The 18053-nt window shown below is 57.1% G+C and carries 14 protein-coding genes; 4 read left to right on the forward strand and 10 right to left on the reverse strand.

Going from position 1 to position 18053, the window contains the following annotated elements:
* Positions 1–141 precede the first annotated feature (141 nt).
* From HDF12_RS12135 to dnaE, 6 genes are all read right to left on the reverse strand, one after another.
* A complete protein-coding gene (locus HDF12_RS12135) occupies positions 142–1050 on the reverse strand; it encodes a dimethylarginine dimethylaminohydrolase family protein (protein WP_257025631.1) in 909 nt (302 codons plus the stop codon).
* 207 nt (positions 1051–1257) lie between these two features.
* Entirely contained in the window at positions 1258–1437 is a 180-nt protein-coding gene (locus HDF12_RS12140) for an Rcat domain-containing protein (protein WP_020713649.1), read from the reverse strand.
* Between the two features lie 209 nt (positions 1438–1646).
* On the reverse strand, positions 1647–2750 hold the full coding sequence (locus HDF12_RS12145) for a hypothetical protein (protein WP_179583739.1): 1104 nt from the start codon (positions 2748–2750) through the stop codon (positions 1647–1649).
* A 137-nt stretch (positions 2751–2887) separates the two neighbouring features.
* Positions 2888–3763 carry a CPBP family intramembrane glutamic endopeptidase gene (locus tag HDF12_RS12150; RefSeq protein WP_246373440.1) on the reverse strand — a complete coding sequence of 292 codons (876 nt, stop codon included), beginning with the start codon at positions 3761–3763 and terminating at the stop codon, positions 2888–2890.
* A 188-nt stretch (positions 3764–3951) separates the two neighbouring features.
* Complete coding sequence (locus tag HDF12_RS12155; protein ID WP_179583743.1) at positions 3952–4809, reverse strand: acetyl-CoA carboxylase carboxyltransferase subunit alpha; 858 nt, start codon at positions 4807–4809, stop codon at positions 3952–3954.
* Between the two features lie 50 nt (positions 4810–4859).
* Positions 4860–8396 carry a DNA polymerase III subunit alpha gene (dnaE, locus tag HDF12_RS12160; protein WP_179583745.1) on the reverse strand — a complete coding sequence of 1179 codons (3537 nt, stop codon included), beginning with the start codon at positions 8394–8396 and terminating at the stop codon, positions 4860–4862.
* A gap of 73 nt (positions 8397–8469) precedes the next feature.
* On the opposite strand from dnaE, the gene HDF12_RS12165 reads away from it, so the two are divergent.
* Positions 8470–8844, forward strand: a complete 375-nt coding sequence (locus tag HDF12_RS12165) for a DUF3592 domain-containing protein (RefSeq protein ID WP_179583747.1) — start codon at positions 8470–8472, stop codon at positions 8842–8844.
* A gap of 19 nt (positions 8845–8863) precedes the next feature.
* Here the strand turns inward: HDF12_RS12165 and HDF12_RS12170 are convergent, their stop codons facing one another.
* Together HDF12_RS12170 and HDF12_RS12175 are read right to left on the reverse strand one after the other, a co-directional pair.
* Complete coding sequence (locus tag HDF12_RS12170) at positions 8864–9481, reverse strand: YdcF family protein (RefSeq protein ID WP_179583749.1); 618 nt, start codon at positions 9479–9481, stop codon at positions 8864–8866.
* Positions 9482–9487: 6 nt separating this feature from the next.
* Positions 9488–10531, reverse strand: a complete 1044-nt coding sequence (locus tag HDF12_RS12175) for a M20/M25/M40 family metallo-hydrolase (protein WP_179583751.1) — start codon at positions 10529–10531, stop codon at positions 9488–9490.
* A gap of 65 nt (positions 10532–10596) precedes the next feature.
* Between HDF12_RS12175 and HDF12_RS12180 the strand changes: the two genes are divergently transcribed.
* Positions 10597–11283: an alpha/beta hydrolase gene (locus HDF12_RS12180; RefSeq protein WP_179583753.1), complete on the forward strand. Its 687-nt coding sequence runs from the start codon at positions 10597–10599 to the stop codon at positions 11281–11283.
* A gap of 4 nt (positions 11284–11287) precedes the next feature.
* Here the strand turns inward: HDF12_RS12180 and HDF12_RS12185 are convergent, their stop codons facing one another.
* Entirely contained in the window at positions 11288–12220 is a 933-nt protein-coding gene (locus tag HDF12_RS12185; RefSeq protein ID WP_179583754.1) for an alpha/beta fold hydrolase, read from the reverse strand.
* A gap of 333 nt (positions 12221–12553) precedes the next feature.
* Here HDF12_RS12185 and HDF12_RS12190 point away from each other — a divergent pair, with 333 nt between their 5' ends.
* Together HDF12_RS12190 and HDF12_RS12195 are read left to right on the forward strand one after the other, a co-directional pair.
* Positions 12554–15529: a GAF domain-containing sensor histidine kinase gene (locus HDF12_RS12190; RefSeq protein WP_179583755.1), complete on the forward strand. Its 2976-nt coding sequence runs from the start codon at positions 12554–12556 to the stop codon at positions 15527–15529.
* Positions 15522–16967 carry a sigma-54-dependent transcriptional regulator gene (locus HDF12_RS12195; RefSeq protein WP_179583756.1) on the forward strand — a complete coding sequence of 482 codons (1446 nt, stop codon included), beginning with the start codon at positions 15522–15524 and terminating at the stop codon, positions 16965–16967. Before HDF12_RS12190 ends, HDF12_RS12195 begins: the two co-directional genes overlap by 8 nt.
* On the opposite strand, the gene HDF12_RS12200 is transcribed toward HDF12_RS12195, so the two are convergent.
* Complete coding sequence (locus tag HDF12_RS12200) at positions 16964–18040, reverse strand: zinc-dependent dehydrogenase (protein ID WP_179583757.1); 1077 nt, start codon at positions 18038–18040, stop codon at positions 16964–16966. The genes HDF12_RS12195 and HDF12_RS12200 overlap by 4 nt on opposite strands.
* Positions 18041–18053: the final 13 nt, after the last annotated feature.

Raw genomic sequence — 18053 nt, forward strand, 5'->3', positions numbered from 1 at the left:
CTGCTAAAACACCACATCCACCACGCAAAACACCACAACTTCACCACCAAAACACCACATGAAAAAGGCGTTTTTCTGGAAAACCCCCAGCAAAAACGCCCCTCCACCACACTCAGGAAAAATTCGCGCCTACCGTAGAAATCAGATCGCCGATTCGGTCCGAACCTCCCCCAAAGCCAACGCCGAATCACTCAACCGCAGTGCCAGCGACTTCGCCGACCCGCCCCCGCGCTGAAACTCGCCCAATGGCATCTCAGTCACATCGAACCCGCTCTCCATCAACCGTTTAGCCAGGTCCGTCTCCACCGCCCCCATCAAAATATCCCGGCCGACATTGATCACATTGCATCCAAATTGTGTAGCCTCTAACTCGCTGACAATAATCCGCTTATCCGCCCCATACGCCGCATGAATCTTGGCCAGCGAAGCCGCATCGAACGCCCCGGGAAAGTAAACCAGATAGCCCCCGCTAAGTGGCGCAAAACAAAGATCCAAATGATAAAACCGCGGATCCACAAGATGCAGCGAAGTCACCCGCGTATGCCAGGCATCTGCCACATGCTTATGGCTATACCGGCAGGTTCGAACCCCATGCGCAGCCCACAGATGCCCACCATTCGCATCGAAAAGCGCATCTCCCTCACCCTCGAACGAAGTCTCCCGTGGCGTCTCCCACAGCAGAAAACCTGCTTCCTGCAACCACTTTCGCAGATGCCCCTCCTCCGTCTGCCGCTGCGGATGTGCGAAACTCGATACCGCCGCCACTCCATGCTGAACCGCCGCCGCATGCGCCACAAACACCATATCCGGCGAGCCTTCCCGAGCATGCAACAGCCGAACATCCGCCACCCTTTGCAACTGCCGATAGAGATTCTTCCACTGCATAAACGCAGTATCCCGCGACGGCTGGTGTAGATTCCCCGCCATCCACGGGTTGATGACGTAATTCACGTCATAAAACTCAGGTGGACACATCAGAAAAGTTGGGCGATTGAAGTGCGGGAGAGGCGCAAAAGCAGAGGACGTTAGTGCAGAGCTGCTGGTCATCATAAAACGGGGTTCCTACTTTCCAGCGACGAGTCTGCCCGTCTCAAGCAACGATCGTCAAGTCCTTGCCCGTAAATTATCTGTACAACTTTGGTGCATAGTCCGCTACGAAACTTAGCTCTTGGGAAGACACTGCAAAATGCAGGCCCACACACGACAAAGAGCCCACGTAGGGCTCCTTATCCTGTGATTTTGCGTGGAATCGCTCGCTTAAAGTTTCTCGAAGAAATCGCACGCTGAGCAGGAGATATACACTCCGCCGGGGGTACCGCGCTCGCGGTCCTTCACGCGCTTCACAATGCGAGTTGGTTTGGAGCACTTCGGACAATCCGTGCTCTTGTTAGTATCCATGACCTTCTTACGGTCGCCGGTCTTGGCAATCTTCGCCATAATGCTTGCTCTCCCTAATACGAACGTTACGAATATCTCGGCCCACGCATTGGATGGCTCGATCGGCTACCACCCTTGCAGGCAAGCAGAATCTCATCATCCGGTGCTTCTCGTAAAGATTGTCCGGGACGAACCACGGCGGGAATCGGGGGAGAAGAACTGCGATTGAAGCTCTCCTACAAGTCTACACGACGACGGCCTTACCGTGGCTACTGGGCCAACGCAAGGTTGTTCGACGGAGGCGGCGTGGGAGATGCGGGAGCAGACGCTCCCCCCTTGTTATCGTCGGGAAATTGAACCTTATTGTCGGAACGACCGGCGGATACTGCCTCTCCAGGCTTTAGCAATGTTGGAGGCCCATTCGTCTTCTCAGTTCCATCAGCGGGCTTGTCTCCCATCGCAACCTCACGCGTCGGCGCAGTGGAGTTATAGCCGCCCATCTCATCTTTGTCATGAATCTCTATCGGCTTACCCAGCGCAGCAATCTCCACGACCGTCACCCTGTCCCCTACAAACCGAACAAACCGGATGGTCTGCGGAACATGCCCATAGATCCACTCTTCATATCGGCCGCCGCTCGCGTCCCCGCTAGGCTGGTCACGCATCTTGTTCTCGGGAGCGCCCAGCGCAGCCAGCACCATGCGATGGTTCATTCCTACTAAAACCTCATGAGCAGCAATCGCTTCCTTCAACATGGGCGGCAACGTATCCGCGTAGGCCTGCTCTGAAGTTTTCACCCCAAAATCGATCACCGGCTCCAGCAGGGCCTTTACCTCTGGTGCCGAGATCTCCGGGACGTGCCCCTCAAAGATCAGCGTAATCCGCGAGCCGCTAGCCCTCTCCGCGTTCGTTTGTGCAACGGGTGCATCATTGATCTGAACATGACTTAGAAAGCGATGCTTTAGATAGGGACCGCCGTTGAGATCCAGTACAATCCGATCCGGCTTGATCTCCATCGACGTAATGATGACACGATCCCCAAGCGCCGCAGCCTCACCCTTCTGGTAGATCAGCTTTCTGTACTCCGCTCCACCGGGACTAATCGGCCCATTCGCTCGGAGCGTCACACTCGCACTCACCGGCAGCGCACGATGAGCAAAGCCCTGCTCCGCCTCAAGATTTCGAACCAGCTCCCGACGTCCACGCTCCGTCATTGGAGTATCTGGAAGCGAGACATGCGTGGGGGAGAAATCCGTTGAGATGTCAGCAGTTGCAGTGCCTTCCCCAACCACAAAGACCTGACAAGGAGCCGTCCCTAGCGACAACGCAAGAGTACCCAGGAGGAGAGCCGATCTGTATTCGAAAAGTGCCATGGAAGCACCTCAGATACACAACAGCTTGCGCCTTCTCTTCCCCTTTTGACAAGAGCCGGTTCACGAATTTTGATCAGACCACATAGAACTGGCCTTTGAGTCCAAAATTAGAACAAAAGCGGCTTAGTCTGACGCGATCAGAGCTTCGGTTCCTCGCCAACTGAGCGCGCCTGAGGGGTCACAGGCAGAATCTGGACCAGCGAGGACGCAGGCACCGATTTCGCTTCCTGTTCCATCGCTACATGTGCTGGCGGCGGCTGAACTTCAATGGCATAGCCACCCGCGACGATCGGCTTATGGGTGTAATTCCATGCATAGTCACGGGTAATACGTATCACAACCCCGACCCCGATCAGCAAAACAACAACCGTGAAGGCCGCCCCCTCAGGTCCGTAGTTCCCTCCAGTCAACCAGAGGGGCCCGAAGGCCCTCGTCTGCACCACGCTGGCGAAATCACTGATTCCGCTGATTGGAAGGCCAAACAGAACCCCAATGCTGGCATTCCAGGCAAAGTGAAGTCCCCACGATAGCCACAGCCCATGCGTTCTCAACCACGCCACCGCAAACAGCAGACCGGCTAGCATCGTCACCAACACGCCCGTCCATGTTGCCCCCGGATTCATTGCGTGTCCGAGCCCAAAGAGTAGAGACATTCCAATAGTCGCCGCTACCGGCCCAATCGCCTCAATCAGACGCCTGAAAGGGTAGCCGCGAAACGCGACCTCTTCCGCAAGCGCCGCGATCCCAAGAGTCAGAAGATTCAAAAGCAACAGCCAGATCGCCCGCGGCTGCATCCATAGCTGGACATCCAACTTTCCGGTAAGCGTCATCGGAAGGACGGCCAGCACCACGCAACCCCAGCCAACAGCGGCCCCCAGGGTCCATTCCCGCACCGATGTCGGCCGCTTCGGGAGGCCCAAAACCTCGCGAAGGGTTGAGTGTCGATGCGCAATTGCCTGGAGGATCGAAAACCCCACAGCCAGCAAGAAAAGAAGAAATAGCGCGGCAAGCAAGGGTCTCTCTGCGTCAAGGCCAAATCGCTCCGAAAGACCACGCGCTGAGCGTCCCGCCAGGACATCCGAAGCGACGAACCAAGTCGCAGATGTTACGAAGAGCGCCAGTTGCAAGGTGCGCTCAGAGCGGCCTGAGTGTGTCGAATTGAAGGCTTGCAACGCTGGCTACTCCAGAAACGGTCGTACCGTTAAGCGGTGGTATAAAACTGGGCAATATTACGAAACTTGGTGTAGCGCTGCTCCATCAGCAACTCGAGCGGCAAGGCGCGAAGATCTGCGAGATTGTTCCGCAGTCTTTCGTCGACGAGCACCATGGCCTCTTCCGGATTGTTTTGCGTCCCACCCCACGGCTCAGGCAACACCTCATCGACACAACCAAGTAATTTGACGTCCACGGCTGTGTACTTCAAAGCCGCTGCAGCTTGCTGCTTCTTGCTGGCGTCCTTCCACATGATCGACGCACATCCTTCAGGGGAGATCACCGAGTAAATTGCGTTTTCGAGCATTAGCACACGATCGGCAACCGCCAGTGCCAGCGCACCCCCAGAACCGCCCTCGCCGGTAATGGTGGCGATGGTCGGTACCCGCAGCCGAGACATCTCTAATAGATTCCGTGCGATTGCCTCCCCCTGCCCGCGCTCTTCGGCTCCGATGCCAGGATTCGCCCCGGCCAGATCGAGGAACGTAAAGACGGGACGCCCAAACTTCTCAGCAATCTTCATCGCCCGTAAAGCCTTGCGATACCCTTCAGGATCGGGGCTTCCAAACTTCCGCGCGACCCGCTCCTTCAGTGTCCGCCCCTTCAGATTTCCCACCACCAGTACCGGTTCGCCATGAAATAGCGCCATGCCACAGCTCATCGCTGCATCGTCGCCAAAGGCCCGATCGCCGTGGATCTCGCTGAAATCGGTGAACAATCCTGCAATGAAATCCATCGGGTAGGGACGTTGAGGGTGCCGCGCCAGCTCCGTCTTAATCCACGCTTCGGGAGTCGGTGCGGATGCTGCCTGGGAATGCGCTGTTCTTCCGGTTTCGTGTTCTGCCATTGTCTAGGTATGCTTCGCTAATTTCTATAACGATTGTATGACATCGAGGGCTAGTCGATGATCCGAACCCCTCCTCGGCCAACCAGTTCCTCCACCTGATCGATGAAAAGCCGATCTGCAGCTACCAGACAGTTGTGAGGTTCCAGCACCGCACAAAACTCCCCCGGCTCTTCGAGATCGAGCAGCAGCTTTCCTTTCCCGGGAGCGCCTATTAGGATGGCATGCAGCTTCTCAAGCAACGCCGCGTCCGGATTATGCAGGGGCACCTTGATTCGCAGCGAATCCGGCAGCTTGATCTTCACGTCCTCCAGCGCCTGAATACTCGAGATCGCAAGCTTCGGCGCTGAATCTTCTTCCCCACGCAGCACCCCCCGAACCACCACGGGAACATCAATCTTCAACTTCTCCGCGAGCTTCTCGTACGACTGCGGAAACGCGATCAACTCGATCTTGCCCACGGTGTCTTCGAGCGAAGCCTGTGCATACATCTCCCCCGAGCGCTTGGACTTCGCGACCTTTAAGCCTGTAATAACGCCCGCGATGGATATTTCATTCTGAGGCTCTTCATTTCGTCCGCGTCGAAATACCTGCGGCTCAGGCTTCATCTCGCAGGCTGTCACTGTATCGACGACCTTCATGTTTCGAAGTTTCTCCCGGTACTTGTCCATCGGGTGCCCCGACACAAAGAATCCCAACACCTCTTTTTCGTTCTGCAGTCGAGTGTGTTCGTCCCACTCAGCCACGCTGGGCAGCGCCTCCTCTCCGTTATTCGAAGAAGGAGAATGGATATCTGCATCGAAGATCCCAAACAGTCCGTGCTGCCCCGCCGCCTCATCCCGTTGAGATTTCTGCGCTCGCTCCATTGCTTTATCGAGAGCAGCGCACAGCGCCGCCCGCCCGCCAAAGGCATCCATCGCGCCCGCTTTGATCAACGACTCCAACACGCGTTTATTCAACAGTCGCAGATCGACCTTCTCGCAGAACTCCCAAAGGCTGGAGAACCCCTTCTTTCCCGTAGCCTGTAGGGCTGTCCGCGCCGCGATGATCGACTCAATCGCGTTATGACCCACGTTTTTGATCGCCGCCAATCCAAACCCGATCGCCCCGTTGATCGGCGTGAAGTTCGCATCTGATACCTGCACATTTGGCGGCACCACCGAAATATTCATCTCGCGGCACTCTGAGATGTACTTGACCACATTCTCCGGCTTTGACGTTTCGCTCGTCAGCAGCGCCGCCATAAACTCCACCGGGTAGTGAGTCTTCAGCCACGCCGTGTGATACGCCAGCAGCGCATACGCAGCCGAGTGAGACTTATTGAACCCATACCCTGCAAACTGCGCCATCAGGTCGAAGATCTTCCCCGCCGTATCCTTTGGATGTTTATTCGCAGCAGCGCCACTCATAAAGCGATCGCGCTGCTTCGCCATCTCCGCAGGATCTTTCTTACCCATCGCTCGACGCAGCAGGTCCGAGTCGCCCAGCGAGTACCCAGCCAGCACGTTTGAAATCTGCATCACCTGCTCCTGATACACGATGACCCCCAGCGTCTCACGCAGAATCATCTCAAGCTCAGGCAGCTCATAGCTCACCGCACGCCGTCCCCACTTGCGCTCAATGAAATCATCAATCATTCCACCCTGAATCGGCCCCGGACGATACAACGCGTTCAACGCCGTAAGATCTTCCACGGTATTCGGCTTATATCGTCGCAACACATCCCGCATCCCACCCGACTCAAACTGAAACACCCCCGAGGTCAACGCGCGGTGGTAGACCTGCTCATACGTAGTCGCATCATCGAGCGGAATCGTCGACATATCGACATCCGTCCCCGTCGTAGACTTAATTAGCTTTAAAGCATCATCGATCACCGTCAGCGTCGTCAGTCCGAGAAAGTCCATCTTGAGAAGACCCATCTTCTCGACGGCCTTCATGTCATACGCTGTGACGATATCGTCGTTCTTTGCGCGCGTCACCGGAACCAGCTCTGTTAGTGGCTTCGGCGCAATCACAACGCCCGCCGCATGCACGCCCGCACCTCGAACCAGTCCCTCGAGCCGCAGCGCGGCATCGATCAACTCCTTGATCTTCGGATCGCCCTCATACGCCCCAGCCAACGTCGGCGAATCCTTCAAAGCCTGATCGATCGTGATCCCAATCGTAGGCGGAATCATCTTCGCAATCCGGTCGACCTCGCCATACGGCATATCCAGCGCACGTCCCACGTCCTTGATCGCAGCCTTCGCCGCCATCGTATTGAACGTAATAATCTGCGCGACCTGATCCCGGCCATACTTGCGATTGACGTACTCAATCACCTCACCGCGCCGGTTCATACAGAAGTCGATATCGATATCCGGCATCGACACACGCTCCGGATTCAAGAACCGTTCGAACAGCAGTTCATTCTGCAGTGGATCGATATCGGTGATCTGCATCACGTAAGCCACCAGCGATCCCGCAGCCGATCCACGCCCAGGCCCCACTGGAATCTTTTGCTCGCGTGCATATCGGATAAAGTCCCAGACAATCATGAAATACCCAGGAAACTTCATCTGTTTGATGATGTTTAGCTCGCGGTCCAGACGCTCATGGTATTCCGGAATCGTCTTCTTCAGCAACCCGCGTGAACGCAGGTGGGCAACCGCGGTCTCCAGCCGCATCTCCAGACCCCTGCGGCATATCTGCTCAAAGTAGGTGTCAAGCGTCTCTCTCTCCGGCACAATGAAGTCTGGAAACGGGTTGTCGACCTTCATCATCTTCACGTTGCAGCGCTCGATAAACTGCATCGTTCGCGTGCATACTTCAGGATTCTGCGAGAACGTCCGAAGCATCTCCTCCGCGCTCTTGATGTAAAACTCCTGCGTGTCGAACTTGAATCGCTTCGGGTCGTTCATGCTGCCGGCCGTCTGCACGCAAAGCAGAATCTCATGCGCCCGCGAATCATCAGCAGCAACATAGTGGCTATCATTGGTCGCGATCAGAGGGATACCAAGCTCACGCTCCATCTTGAACAATGCATCGCAGACGTCCTTATCCGGCGCAAGTCCGTGGTCCTGAATCTCGAGAAAGTAGTTGCCCTTCCCAAAGAGATCTTGGTAGAAACCAGCCGTACGCTTGGCTTCGTCGTACTTGTCGTCCATCAGAAACTGATTCACCTCACCCGCGAGACAGCCCGAGAATCCAATCAAGCCCTCCGAGTGTTTCGCAAGAAAATCCTTCGACACGCGAGGCTTTCGATAGAACCCATGCAACGCCGCCTCGCTCGTCAGTCGAACCAGATTGCGATAGCCTTCCTGGTTTTCAGCCAGCACCAACAAATGGTTATACTTATCTCCTTCAGGCGCGGCGCGATGATCTTCGTTCTTGCAGATATAAAGCTCGCACCCGAGAATTGGCTTGATTCCCTTCTTCTGCATCGCGTCGAAGAAGTGCACCGCCCCATAGATATTTCCGTGGTCGGTCATTGCAGCCGCAGTCTGGCCAATCTTGCTCAGGTGCCCGGCAAGCTTATCGACGTCGCACGCGCCATCAAGAAGGGAGTAGTCAGTATGAAGATGAAGGTGGGTAAACTCTGCTGCCATCTCTCTAGTTTAGAGCCGCACCACCCGTAGGAAAACACGTACCAAATTGCCGTATTAGAATCGTTACCCAAGTATGGCCGGCATCTTTCTCATCGACGCAATCAGTCGCAGGCTCCGCCGCAAAAATCGCGAGAAGAAACTTCGCCTCGCCACCCAATGGCCGCTCGCACAGGCCGAAATCAACCACTGGCAAGTCCTCTCCGCCGACGAAGACGTCGCCTCACCTGGAGTCACCTACCAGATCGAAGCCGGCTTCCACTTCAAGATCAACGGGGAGTACTACGGCGGCTATCTTCGCAGCGTAGCTCTCACTCACCACGAGGCAGAGTCAAAGGCCACCGGCAACCCTTTGGTAAACATCCGCTATAACCCTGCCAATCCAGACGAGACAGCCGTATTCGCCGAAGACAACCAGGGCACTCTACCCTTCCGTATAGTCTCCGGGTGAACCCCCGCACGGACCCTAGTCAGGCCGGTTTCGGCAGGAACCGCGAAGCCGGAAATCCGAAGACTTGCAGTCTTAGGCAATACTCAGCCTCGACACAAAAATGCATCGCCCTCTGCAGCAAAGTATATTCAGCCGGCCATGGTGCCGCTTGCGTCCGCCAAGCAAAGGAGTAGTGCGAAAGAATCAGCCCAGTACGAGGAAGGTGACTGGGCGAACTAATGACCTCCGCACTGGTCCAATGATGAGCCTCCATGATCTGGTCGCTGAAGTAAATATTCTGAACGGTGTTCTGCGCCTGATCCTCTACCGTAATGTCACTGCTCGGTACACCCTGCGCAACCGCTAAACGCTTCATCAAGTCAGCTTCCACAAAGCGATTATGCGCCGCCCCGCCAGTAAATATCAGATGAGAAGCGACGCCAGCCTTATACTCGCGAACCGCCTCCAAAGTGCGCTCCCTCTGTTCTGGTGAAGGTGTTCCGTCCGGCATGGCGGGATTTCCCAGAACAATGAGAGCGTCGAAATGCCTTAGCTCGGTGTTGGAATTCGGAATATTCCTATACACGAACGCGGCGTCGACAATCACGACGAAGACCACTGCCAGCAAAACGATCAGAATCCTTCTTAGCGACTGCATTTAGGCTTAGCTACCGTTCTGAACAAGACTGGTGGCAAGTTCCACGTAATGATCAACTGCGTCCAACAGCTCTCGTTTCGCAACCCTCTCCTGTGGCGTATGCGCCACGTGAATCGACCCGGGCCCCAACAGAAAAGGCTCGCCCCAGGCCGTCAGTTTGGGAATGTCCGTCGTAAACTTTGCAATCATCGTCGGCAGATTCCCGACCTTCCTCATCCTGACGAACGGTAGATCTAAACTGAACTCAACATCAGCCCGATTGCCGACGGTCGCAACAATCGATCTCCTCACTTCATCCGACGGCCCCACCAGACGAACCAGAATATGCGCCTCTGCTGTGTCCGCGATCACGTTCGGAGCACGCCCACCATCGATCAATCCAATGTTCAACGTGGAAGGGCCGATCTCCGGCTCGATCGGTAAAGGCAGCGCTAAAACATCATGCAGCGCTTCTATTAACTTATCGATAGCCGACTCACCCAGTTCAGGATAAGCAGAGTGCGCCATGCGCCCCTTCGCCCTGAGTTCAACCCGCAACGCGCCCTTCGATGCTAGCGCCAGCCGATTGTCAGTCGGTTCCCCGTTGATCAGAAACCGCGATCCCTTCGGAGACAGGTTAGCCTTGGCCGCACCCGCCGAATCTCGTTCCTCACCCACCACAAACAACAACCCAACCTTCACACCCCCGTCGCGAAGCCGGTCCGCTGCAGCTACCTGCGCCGCAATGATTCCCTTCGCATCGCAACTCCCGCGGCCATATAAAAACTCATCGTCTTCTATGCACCCAAAGAAGGGAGGGACGGTATCCATATGGGTCGAGAGCACCACATCCGGAGTAACCCCGGGCAATGCGGCGTACACGTTGAAACGCTCGCCGCCGCCCGCTCCCGGCGTGCTGGTGCGGTCCGGTTGCTCGACCGCCGTCCGCTCCACCTCGTAACGTTGTGCCCCGAGATATTCATAGAGAAAAGCACCGGCAAGACCCTCGTGATACGTAGTGGACTCAATATTTACAAGCTGTTTCGTCAGTTCGATAGGGTCAATCGCCATGCCCTCCAGCATACGATATCCCCCATAAAGAACGGATAACGAACACACCCGATAAACTGAAGAAGATGACGCAAACGAATACCTCCCAGATCCGTTCGATCGACGATCTTCGCGGCCCCGCCGGTCGCCTCGAAGCACTTCTCAACACCGGCCGCGACGACGCCCCATACGCTGCGCTCGTCTGCCATCCCCACCCCTCGGGCGGCGGAACCATGCATAACAAAGTGGTCTATCACGCCATGAAGGCCTTCTCATCCTTCGGTCTTCCCGTCCTTCGCTTCAACTTCCGCGGTGTAGGTCTAAGCGAAGGCGCTCACGATGACGGGCTCGGAGAACAGGACGACGTTCTCGCAGCTCTCGACTGGATGCAACACAACCTCGACCGACCAATCCTATTTGCCGGTTTCTCCTTCGGCTCCAACGTCGGTCTGCGCGCATGCTGTGGAGATCCCCGGGTGAAGGGTCTAGTCGGCCTCGGCGTTCCAGTCCACGCAGAGGGTCGCGACTACACCTACAAGTTTCTGCCTAAATGCACCCAGCCTAAGCTCTTCATCAGCGGCGACCACGACCGATACGGTCCACGCGACACTCTGGAAGGCGTCTTTGCCAGAGCGCCCGAACCAAAGCGTCTGGTTTGGATCGCAGACGCTGACCACTTCTTTCAGGGAACCACCGAGTCCCCCAACCCAAAGCTCGATCTGATGCAGGCCGAGATTCGTCTCTGGTTGCAGAGCGTGTTTAGCTTGAGTTAGCGAGCTAAGCCGCGCCTCGTTTCGCCACGTGATTGGCAAACGTGGCAGGCTCCGCATGCCGGCTCACAGTGACGCGCGCTTCGGAGGGCAGCGGCTTTAGCAGCCAATCTCGCATCGCCTTGTTGCAGATCTCAGGCATCTCTTCAAACGGGATGTGGCCCACGCCCGGAAGCACCATCAGACTCGATTGCGGAAGAATCCGCTGCAACTCCCGCGCAGAATTCAATCCAACCGCTCTGTCCCGATCTCCCCATATCAGCAACATAGGCTTCGCCACCAACCGCTCAAGGACAGATCGCAGCAACCCCATGTCAACGAACCAACGCTGCACAATCTGCAGCACGTGATCCATCGTTCCCGGAACATGCAGACCTTCGATATACCCCTCAAGAGCTCCGTCCGAAACCCGCGAGGGATCCCCATACATGCGGCTGAGCGCTGTCGCCTTCAACATCCTCGGCAAGGAAGGAATCTGCCGAGCGACCCAAATCCCGAATCTCGTCTGATAGAACCTAATCAACTGGTGTCCCAGGTCGCAGAAAGGATTTGCCGGCGCGAACAGGATCAACCTGCGCACTCGATCCGAGTGCCGTGCGGCAAACATCATAGCCACTGCTCCGCCGTGCGAATGGGCGGCTATATCGGCCTCGTCCAAACCAAGCGCGTCCATATATGCCGCTAGCCGGTCTGCCGTAGCCTCAAGCCCGGCATCTAGTCCGGGGACCCGCTCCGACTCCCCCATATTGAACAGGTCGATCGCATACACTTCGGAATTCTGCGCAAGAAAGCTGATGTTTCGCCGCCAATTCTTGGCCGATCCCACTAGGCCGTGAAGCAGGAGGAGCGGCCGTCCCGAACCCGCGCGTTCGTAGTGGACCTTCACCCCGTCCACCACAACAAACCCCTCGGCAATCTGATTGAGATCTCTTCGTGTCACTGTCCGGCGGCCTCATTCATTAGCAAATTCATCCCAGCGCAATCTCACAATATTACAGGAGTATTAATTCTCACTCCAGAGATTCCTTCACCGTAAATCCATCTCCCCTTGCCCGTGTTCCGTTTGGAGATTTGGCCGGTCAATCACATAGATGAGTAGGATGTGAACAAATTCACTATCGGCAGCGTAAGCTTTCAAATAACTTCGACTATTAGGGAATAGGTTATGATTTTTTGTAGGCTCCGAGACTGCAAATGCCTTCGCCGTGGTGCATAAAGGCCTAAATCGTTTGGTCCTTGATGTGCTGATGATGTTCCAGATTGTCGGATTTTCATGAAAAACGCCTCCCAAACTCGCATTCTGGCAATCGTGCTCGCCGTAGCGACCGTCGCCGCCTGCGTCCTTGCAGCCATGAACTTTGATCGGGAGAGTGGATTCGACGTCCCAACTGATGGCATCTGGTGGGTCGAAGCTGCCACGGGCCTCCGGGCCGAGCGTGTTCCAGCAGTCTCCCCGGGTCACCGGGCCGGCATACGCACTGGCGACATTCTGGTCAGCGTTGACGACCAGCCGACCCCCCGTGTCGCCTCTCTCACCCGGGAGATGTTTCGCAGCGGCATCTGGGCCCACGCCACCTACTCCATCCTCCGCCCGGTTCCCCAGTCTATTGATCTGCATGGAGCGACTAAGCTCGACATTCAGGTCATCCTCGAACCCAAAGACCGCACCATCAATCAGGGGCTACGCTTCATCGCTCTGGTCTATCTCTGCATCGGCATCTACGTCCTGTTCCGGCGCTGGACCGCTCCAAAGTCTGTCCACTTTTACGTCTTCTGTCTTGCCTCGTTCGTCCTCTACAGCTTCCGATCTACCGGCGAGCCGGGCACCTTCGACTGGTATATCTACTGGGGCAACATGGCGGCGCAGGCGCTTCAACCAGCGCTCTTTCTGCACTTCGCAGTCAGCTTCTCCGACAACTTCGCCTCCGACCAACGCAAACGTTTGGGTCGCCGCATTGCCTGTGTGCTGCTCTACCTCCCGGGGGTCTTTCTCATCGGTCTGCAGTACACAGCTATCCGCTCCTGGTCTGCGACTGAGGTCCTACTCCACCGGCTCGATCAGATCGCCCTCGGCTACCTGGCCCTCTACTATGTAATCGCCGCCATCGTCTTCCGCCTCCGTTATCGCTGGGCCGAGTCTGCTCTGGAGCGCCAGCAACTCAAATGGCTCACCCGCGGTACCCTCATCGCGGTCACGCCGTTCACTCTCCTCTACGTCATTCCCTACCTGGCCGACTGGTCGGTCAACAGCCAGATCGCCAAGATCGCCGGTCTCTCTCTCGTCGTCCTTCCTCTCACCTTCAGCTGGGCCATCGTCCGCTATCGGCTCATGGACGTCGATCTCATCTTCAAACGTGGCGTCACCTACACCCTGGCCACCGCCTCTCTCGTCGGCGTCTACTTCGGCATCATCGCGCTCACCGGCGAGATCGTTCACACACGGCTCTCCAGCCTCGGCGTCTGGGGCCTGCTCGCCGCCATCATCATCGCCGGAATCGTCTTCGATCCGCTCAAGCGCATGATTCAAGCACGAGTCGACCGCGTCTTCGATCAGAAGCGCTTCGACTACCGCGAGACCCTCGTTGAATTTGGCCGCGGCATCAACGCCCAAACCGATCTTCGTGCCCTGCTGGACTCCATCGTCGAACGTCTTCCCCAGACTCTCCTCGTCACTCGCGTCGCGGTCTTTCTCGCCTCGGAGAGTGAAGGCAGCTCTACCCCGCGTCACTTTGATCTAGCAGCCTCCCACGGTCTCACCAACCTCCACTCCGCCGAACTCCGCAGCCTGGACGTTCGCTTCCTGGACTTCGACCGTCCCGGTGCAAACAACCATATCTTCCTCGAGAATCCCCAACAGGTTCTCCGCCTCCCCGAAGCCCAGCGTCAGAGCGCCGGACGCCTCGATCTCAACTACTACCTCCCCTGCCGCGTCGCTAATCGCGAGGGTGGCGGAACCCGTACCGTCGCGGTCATCGGTCTCGGCCGAACCGACGATGGAGACTTCCTCTCCAGCGAAGACATGGAGTTGCTCGAATCCCTCGCCGGGTACATCGGTATCGCGATTCAAAATGCGCAGCTCTACCGCCGCCTCGAGCAAAAGATTACCGAGTTCGAAAGTCTCAAGGAGTTCCACGAAAATATCGTCGAGTCCATCAACATCGGCGTATTCGCCGTCGACCTAGACGACCGTATCGAAAGCTGGAACACCCAGATGGAGGGCATGTACTCGAAGTCCCGCACCGAAGTCTTGCGGCAACCCATCTCGGCGGTCCTCCCACCGGACTTCGTAGCCCGCTTCAACAGCGTGCGCGAGGAACATGGCACCCACACACTCTATAAATTCCGCCTCGTCCTTCCCGACGGAAAGGTCCGCATCGCCAACATCGCTATCGCCCCACTCGTCACCCGTAACTTCGTCGCCGTAGGTCGCATCATCCTTGTGGATGACATCACCGACCGCATCCAGCTCGAGGCGCAACTCACCCAGGCCGAAAAACTCTCCTCCATCGGCTTGCTCGCCGCCGGCGTCGCCCACGAGGTCAACACACCTCTCGCAGTCATCTCCAGCTACACCCAGATGCTCACCAAGCACATGCGCGACGACGAACGCCTCGCGCCTGTTCTCGAGAAGATCACCCAGCAGACCTTCCGCGCCTCCGAGATCGTCAACGGCCTGCTCAACTTCTCCCGTACCAGTGGAGCTGAGTTCACTCCCCTCAACCTCAACGACCTTCTTCGCGACACCGTAACCTTGCTCGAGCATCAGTTCAAAACAGCTCAGATCCGCGTCGAAACTAACTTCGACCCGCACCTGGCCCGCATTCACGGCAACCAGGGCAAGCTCCAACAGGTCATTCTGAACCTCATGTTGAACGCAAAGGATGCGATGTTCGGGACCGCCAATGCAACGCTCAAGATCGCAACCTTCAATGGCGCCGGCCGCGTCGTCGTCCGCATTCAGGACTCCGGCAACGGCATCGAAAAGGAGCACCTCCACCGCATCTACGATCCCTTCTTCACCACCAAAACCAAACCCCAGGAGGGCGAGCATAAGGGCACCGGCCTCGGCCTCGCTGTCAGCTACGGCATCATGCAGGAGCACGCCGGCAAGATCCACGTTGAGAGCGAAATCGGCGTTGGCACCGCCTTCCAGTTGGAGTTCCCCACCTCAGCCGCCCGCCCCGCCGTGATAGCGGATGGACCGAAGAGCGAGTCTGCAATTGTTGACAGGAAGGCGATGCATGTCTGAAACCTCCGAGCTCGCCGCCGAAACCCTCCATCTCCAACGCACCGCCCGAGTCGTCGGCGATCCCCGCATCCTCATCATCGATGACGAAGCAGCCATCCGTGAATCGCTCGATACCCTGCTAACCCTCGAAGGCTTTACGGTCAGTATCGCAAGCGATGGCCCCTCCGGCCTCGAACTTCTCTCACGCAACGAGTACGACCTGCTCCTCCTCGACCTCGCCCTGCCTGGCGAAAGCGGATTGGATCTCCTCCCTCGCATCGTCGAGATGCAGCCGAACCTTCCCGTCATCATGATCACGGCCTATGGAACGGTCGGCAACGTGGTCGACGCCATCCGCGCCGGCGCAGAAAACTTCGTCCAGAAGCCGTGGGACAACGAGAAGCTGCTCGCCGATATTCGCGCCGCCGTCGCCCGCCATCGCGCCGAAGAAGAGGTCGTTCAACTTAAGCGCACCCTCAAGCAGCGCTACAACTTTGAAAATATCGTCGGCAAGAGCGAGCCGATGCTTCGCCTCTTCGACCTCATCGCGCAGGTCGCACCTAGCCGCTCAACCGTTCTCATCCAGGGCGAAAGCGGCACAGGTAAAGAACTCATCGCGAAGGCCATCCATGCCAACTCCCCACGCAGGGATCGCCCCTTCGTGCCCGTCAACACCGGCGCCGTACCATCCGAGCTGCTCGAATCCACTCTCTTCGGGCACGTCAAAGGCGCCTTCACCTCCGCAGTCACAGCGAAAAAGGGCCTCTTCGAAGTCGCCAACGGTGGCACCCTCTTCCTCGACGAGATTGGCACCATGGGCATGGACATGCAGGCCAAGATCCTACGCGTCCTTCAAGACCGCCGCTTCATGCATCTCGGCGGTGTGCAGGAGATTCAGGTTGACGTCCGAATCATCGCCGCCACCAACGTCAACTTACAGGATGCAGTCCGCGCAGGCCGCTTCCGCGAAGACCTCTTCTACCGTCTCAACGTCATCAGTCTCGAACTCCCACCACTCCGTTCCCGCCGCGAAGATATCCCCCTCCTCGCTGCGCATTTTCTCAAGTTTTACGCTGAAGAGAATGGCACTGAGACTCGCTCTCTATCACCCGAGGCGATGCGAATCATCATGGACTACGAGTGGCCCGGCAACGTTCGCGAACTGGAAAATGCGATGGAACGCGGCGTCGTCCTCTCCACCTCGCGCAGCATCAATCCCGACCTGCTGCCAACTCAACTCACCGGCAGCACCTACTCGGCCAGCCTGCTCGATCACCAGCCCAACGCCAGCCTCTTCGACCTGATGGAGGAGATCGAGCGCCGCATCATCTCCGACCGCCTCGAGCGCTGCCACTGGAACCAGACCGAAGCCGCGGAGTACTTCAAAATTCCGCTCTCGACTCTCAACCAGAAGATCAAGCGTCTCAGCGTAGAGGTCAAGAAGCGCACCCGCGACTAACTGCCAGGCTGAATCACAATCTTCATCGAGTCCGCCTGGGGGTGCGACGCCAGATCGATCGCCGCCACCGCATCCTCCAGCGAAAACCGGTGCGAGATCAGGTTGGTCAGGTCGAACCCGTCACGATAGCCATCGAACACCAACCGCGTCACCTCATCCTGTATCGCCACCGACGCACTATAAGACCCCATCAACGTCTTCTCGTCCATACATACAGCCGCAGGATCGAACGGCGCCTCTCCATGCTGCGTCGAGGCGAACAGCATTACTCGCCCGCCCGGCCGAATCGCCTCCATGGCAACCTTGATCAGCGCATCGCTTCCAACCGCCAACAAAGCCACATCCGCCCCGCGCCCTTCAGTAGCCGCCTTCGCAGCCCCCACCACATCCGTACCAACGTCAATTGGATGATCCAGCCCGAACTTCGCCGCCACAGTATGGCGTTCCTTATAAAGATCGCTGGTCAACACATTAGCTCCTGTCAGTCTTGCCAGCGCCGCCAGCAAAATCCCAATCGGCCCCTGCCCAATCACCAGCACTGTCTCATCTGCCTTCAAATCGAGCAACTGGACCGCCTTGTAGCAGGTGTTCACGGGCTCCAGAAATGCCGCCTGCTCAAAGGGAATATCCTCCGGAATCTTTACCAACCCACGCCGCACAATCCAGTCCATCACGCGAATGTACTCGGCAAAGCCACCGCCGGAAGGAGCAAAACCCGCCGTACACCCAACCTTCTTGTAGACCTCACACTGCGCAAACGTCTGTTTCCGGCAGTAGTAGCACTCACCACAAGGAATGTGATGATAAGCCATCACCCGATCGCCTAAAGCGAATCCCTCAACTCCAGCGCCCACTCGCACAATCGTCCCCGCCATTTCATGGCCAAAGACACGCGGCGCATCATGCGAACCAGTGTGGATCTTCTTCAAATCCGTCCCGCAGATCCCGCAGGTGTGGATCTTTACCAACACCTCACCGTCACCAATCTCCGGCACTGCGATCGTCTCAACCCGAACATCATCTATACCGCGATAGACCGCAGCACGCATCGTCTCAGGAATTATTTGTGACATCAACCGATCCTTA

This window comes from Tunturiibacter gelidiferens, from assembly GCF_013410115.1.
GTDB classification, from domain to species: Bacteria; Acidobacteriota; Terriglobia; order Terriglobales; family Acidobacteriaceae; genus Edaphobacter; species Edaphobacter gelidiferens.